The organism is Fulvivirga aurantia (assembly GCF_009711475.1).
Taxonomy (GTDB): Bacteria; Bacteroidota; Bacteroidia; order Cytophagales; family Cyclobacteriaceae; genus Fulvivirga; species Fulvivirga aurantia.
Genome location: NZ_SMMD01000584.1, coordinates 1 through 4,308, shown reverse-complemented (window position 1 = coordinate 4,308; position 4,308 = coordinate 1). Strand labels below are relative to the sequence as shown.

Genomic DNA, 4,308 nt, shown 5'->3' with positions numbered 1-4,308 from the left:
CTTGATTCTCTCTTAGGTAGTCAAGCGCACTCTTCCCTGAATTTTTCACCTCCACCCGTTTAGCAAATTTTGTAATTTCGATGATACGCTTGCTAATGAAATTATCAGTGTCATTATCATCTACGAGCATTACTAAGTCGATCGCATTAGAGTCACTCAAAGTTCAATATTTTTTATGGTTCGATTAATAAATCCTAAATGTACAAATTTGAGCGTAAATTAGCTTTTTAAATTTAAAAATGTTCAAGCCTCTTCACATTTCATACACAGCAATTAAATACTTTTTTTCTTAAAAGAGAAATTAATGTGATGGGTGGCATCAAATGGCTACTCAGCGATCATTTTCTGACCCACTTTTATCTTTTCTCCCAAATCTAAATCAAAATTTTCTTTCTCATTCAACTCCATCAGCTCTTCAACGGTGATTTCGTGCTGTCGGGCAATTTTGTATAAGGTATCTCCCGGTTTTACTATATAATAGATGAAGACTGGCTCATAAGCATCATTTCCCTCTTCAATCACACGACCATCTGCCTCTGGTGTATACTCATAGACTATGAGTTTTTGTCCGATGGCTAACTTATCGTTGATTTTTAGATTATTCCACTCAAGTACATCCACTACGTTTACATTATAGAGTTTAGAGATAGCATAATACGTTTGGCCTGGTTTTACAGCATGCACTTTTTTCACAGAATCAAGTCTAATGCTACGGTCATCATTTACTTTTTCTACCTCACTTTGTTTTTCTCCATCACTCTCAGAAATTATTGGCTCTACTTCTTTTTCATTTGGCTCGACTAAAGGGTAAATATTCAGAGTAACGGAATCTTGATCGGTCACTTTTTTCACCACCTCCTCTGTAGACTTATTGCTATTCTTCATGGGCGTTTCCTTCTTAGCGATTTTCGGCTTAGGGCTTCTTTCTACCTCCTTATACTCAATGTCTACATGGGCTGGCCTCACGTATCTAAGCCAAAGCACTCTGCCTGCCTTAAGGGTTGGGTTATCCTCTCTAATTCTATTTTTAAACCTCAGTTTACTTAACCGAAGACCATATTTTTGTGAAACCTCCCATAACGACTCACCCGGCTGCAGCACATGGTAGTAGGCACGTGCCTTTGCTCTTTTCTTTTTAAGATAATAAGGCTCGTCTGCTCTTACTCTATGATCAATAGATATGTCATTATACTTCAAGAATTTACTCAGTGAGATACCTCCCTTGGCAGCCAAAGCAGCTACCTTTTCGTCTCCCCTGGCAATAATACCAGGCAGCGCATTTACTTGTGCAAACCCCTCATCTTCTTTTATAATTTTTGGAAATAAAGAACGGTCTACAAATGTGTATTCTATCTGTATTCCATCTATCTGCTGGCCGCTGTTATTGTCTGTATCACCATTTTTTGCAATGATTCTTTCGCCCTGTCTTTTGCCAATATATTGCTCAGAAGGTATAATTACCGGGTAAGTTTTATCTTCTGGTATCCTGCCTTTTTTAAGCCACTTATTATAGGCTGTAATCTCTTCTTCGCTCACATTTACCTCTTTGGAGATATCCTTCAATGTTTTGCCCGCTCCATTTGTATACTCCGAAAGCTTAAGTGTCGGTTCCTCCTCTACTACACCTTCATAGGCCACTTTATGGGCTAAGAATTTCTTTACATACCAATAGGTTTTCTTATCAATAGTCATTGATTTTACACCAGAGGCATCTTTAAGTACGCGCATCGCGCCTCCGGCACCCATTTGATAGGCCTGTAGCGCATGTAGCCAATTATCGAAATATGTATTATTTAATTTGAGGTATTTTGCGGCTGCCCGAGAGGCTGCCGTGATATTCATACGCTCATCGATGTGCTTATCTACCCGCAGGCCCATTTCCATTGCTGTAAAGTCTTTAAACTGCCAGTAGCCAACAGCATTGGAGCTCGATACAGCATCCGGTATCAGGGCACTTTCCTGCAATACCAGGTATTTAAAATCTTCGGGTAAATTTTCTTCTTTAAAAACGCGCTCGATAATCGGGAAATAGCTCCTTGCTTTCTCAATCATTACATTGTAATGGGTCTTACTACGCGTGAGGGCATCTACACTTTCTTGAATATCTTTTCTACCACTTTCATGAATACGCAGTTTGATGCCTGCAAACTCCATTTTTGATGGCACCTGAGGTGTGTCCTGCGCCCAGGCTGTTGATGAAAAACCAATTACAATAAGAAAAAAAATAGCTCGCATTAATTATAGCTTTCTTAGTACCATGAGACCATCCCGAACAGGAAAAAGAACGTTTTCTACACGATCATCATTGTGCACCTTGGCATTAAAATCGAGTAGAGCCTGGGTGTCTTTATCTATTTTGTCCCCCACAACCTTTCCACTCCAAAGTACATTGTCTGCAATAATAAAGCCGCCTTTATTTACTTTATCAATTACCAGGTCATAATAGTTTGAATAGTTTATCTTATCGGCATCGATGAATACCAAATCAAATGATTCCTTAAGATCAGGAATTAGATCTAAGGCATTACCAATTCTATAATCAATCTTTTCTTTGAATCCTGCCTTTTCTATATAGGCACGTACCATGTCTTCAAGCTCCTCATTAATATCCAAGGTGTATAATTTGCCATCTTCAGCAAGGCCCTCTGCCATGCAAATCGCGGAATAACCGGTATAGGTGCCAATTTCAAGCACAGTTTTAGGCTTAATCATGTGTGCAAAAGTGCTCAACACACGGCCTTGCACATGCCCGGAGAGCATCCTTGGCATCATCACTTTGGCGTGAGTTTCTCTGTTAATTTCCTTTAAAAGCTGATTTTCCTCTGCGGTGTGTTCGGCTACATATTTATCGATAGCCTCTGGCAAAAACTCCATACTATTCTGGTAAAAAAGTTAATTGACTTAAGTAATCTTCATCAAACATTTCGTTGGCAATGTCTCTCAACTCTGCCGCTGTAGTTGATTTTATTTCACTAAAAATATGATCAAGAGAATCAATTCTATCCAAATCTAATATACTCTTGCCCATCATAAGCATGAGACTTACATTATTTTCTTCTGCCATGGCCAATTGTCCCATGAGTTGTTCTTTGGCCGTTTTTAGCTGGATAGATCCTAACGGCTGCTCCTTTAGTTTTCTTAACTCAGCCTTAACTAATTTTACACTTCGCTTCAATTGGCCAGGCTCAGTAGCAAAGAAAATTCCGAACAAACCGGTGTCGGTATAAGACTGATAGCTTGCCTCAATACCATACACAAAGCCGTGCTTTTCCCTAAGCGCAAGATTGAGTCTTGAGTTCATGGCAGGCCCGCCTAAAATATTTGTTAGCATAAAAAATGGCAGCTTCTTTTCGCTGTCATTATTATAGGCATCACGACCAATGGCACAATGCGCCTGAGTGAGCGACCTTGTTATCTCTCTATTATTAGGCTGATATGCTGTGAAATTTAACCGCTCCTCGCCTCCATTGTAATTGGGAATATGGCCAAAGTGCTTTTCTGCAAGTTTCATTACTTTCTTAAAAGGCATATTTCCTACACAGCAAAAAACTATACGCTCAGTATTGATGTGCTGTCTTATAAAATTCCGGAAATCATCGCGGTGAAAAGAGCGAACGCTTTCGGCCGTACCCAAAATATTACGACCTAAAGGGTGGTCGTTAAATATTACAGCATCAAACTCATCCTGGATAGCATCTTCGGGAGCATCATAGTACATGGCCATTTCTTCTAAAATCACCTTGCGCTCCTTATCAATCTGCTTCTCTGGAAAAATCGAGTCAAAAGTTATGTCTGTCAGTAGTTCAATCGCTTTCTCAAAATAAGTATCAAGCACTGAGGCATAAAAGGCAATTTTCTCTTTGGTTGTGTAGGCATTTAGCTCACCCCCAACAGCATCGATCCTATTTAAGATATGAAATGCCTTCCTTTTGGTCGTACCCTTGAAAGCCATATGCTCCCAAAAATGTGCGATGCCTTGATTTTCAAATGTTTCATCTCTACTTCCTATATCCAACATAAAGCCACAGTGTGCAATCTTTGTATTGCTTACCTGTTTGTGTATGACTCTTATGCCGTTTGGAAGTGTTCTAATTTCGTAGTCTCTCATAGCCCGCTTGCTTGCCGCAAAGTTAAAGATTTTTAGAGGAGAACAACCCACTTAGATCGTGCAAGTTGACCACTGATCAAACATTCGCATACGCACATAGATGACCGCCAGCGACCACTAAAATCTATTATAAACCGCTTAAAATCAATGAATAGCGTATTTACAAATGGCATGCAGCTTGCATTATCAAAAATTAAATC

The 4,308-nt window shown here is 39.5% G+C and carries 3 protein-coding genes and 1 pseudogene; all 4 read right to left on the bottom strand.

The window, feature by feature from the left end; all coding sequences use genetic code 11:
- A pseudogene (locus tag E1176_RS21040) lies at positions 1-130 on the bottom strand (response regulator); the annotation flags it as partial.
- Positions 131-327: 197 nt separating this feature from the next.
- Positions 328-2,235, bottom strand: a complete 1,908-nt coding sequence (locus tag E1176_RS05075; protein ID WP_155209483.1) for a LysM peptidoglycan-binding domain-containing protein — start codon at positions 2,233-2,235, stop codon at positions 328-330.
- A gap of 3 nt (positions 2,236-2,238) precedes the next feature.
- The gene (locus E1176_RS05070; protein ID WP_155209482.1) at positions 2,239-2,874 is read right to left on the bottom strand and encodes an O-methyltransferase; all 636 of its coding nucleotides are present in this window, start codon (positions 2,872-2,874) and stop codon (positions 2,239-2,241) included.
- Position 2,875: 1 nt separating this feature from the next.
- Positions 2,876-4,108: a M16 family metallopeptidase gene (locus E1176_RS05065; protein WP_155209481.1), complete on the bottom strand. Its 1,233-nt coding sequence runs from the start codon at positions 4,106-4,108 to the stop codon at positions 2,876-2,878.
- Positions 4,109-4,308: the final 200 nt, after the last annotated feature.

What these genes read in the sequence shown, in the direction of transcription:
- E1176_RS05075 (WP_155209483.1), bottom strand. Translation starts at nt 2,235, where the DNA reads ATGCGAGCTATTTTTTTTCTTATTGTAATTGGTTTTTCATCAACAGCC.
- E1176_RS05070 (WP_155209482.1), bottom strand. Translation starts at nt 2,874, where the DNA reads ATGGAGTTTTTGCCAGAGGCTATCGATAAATATGTAGCCGAACACACC.
- E1176_RS05065 (WP_155209481.1), bottom strand. Translation starts at nt 4,108, where the DNA reads ATGAGAGACTACGAAATTAGAACACTTCCAAACGGCATAAGAGTCATA.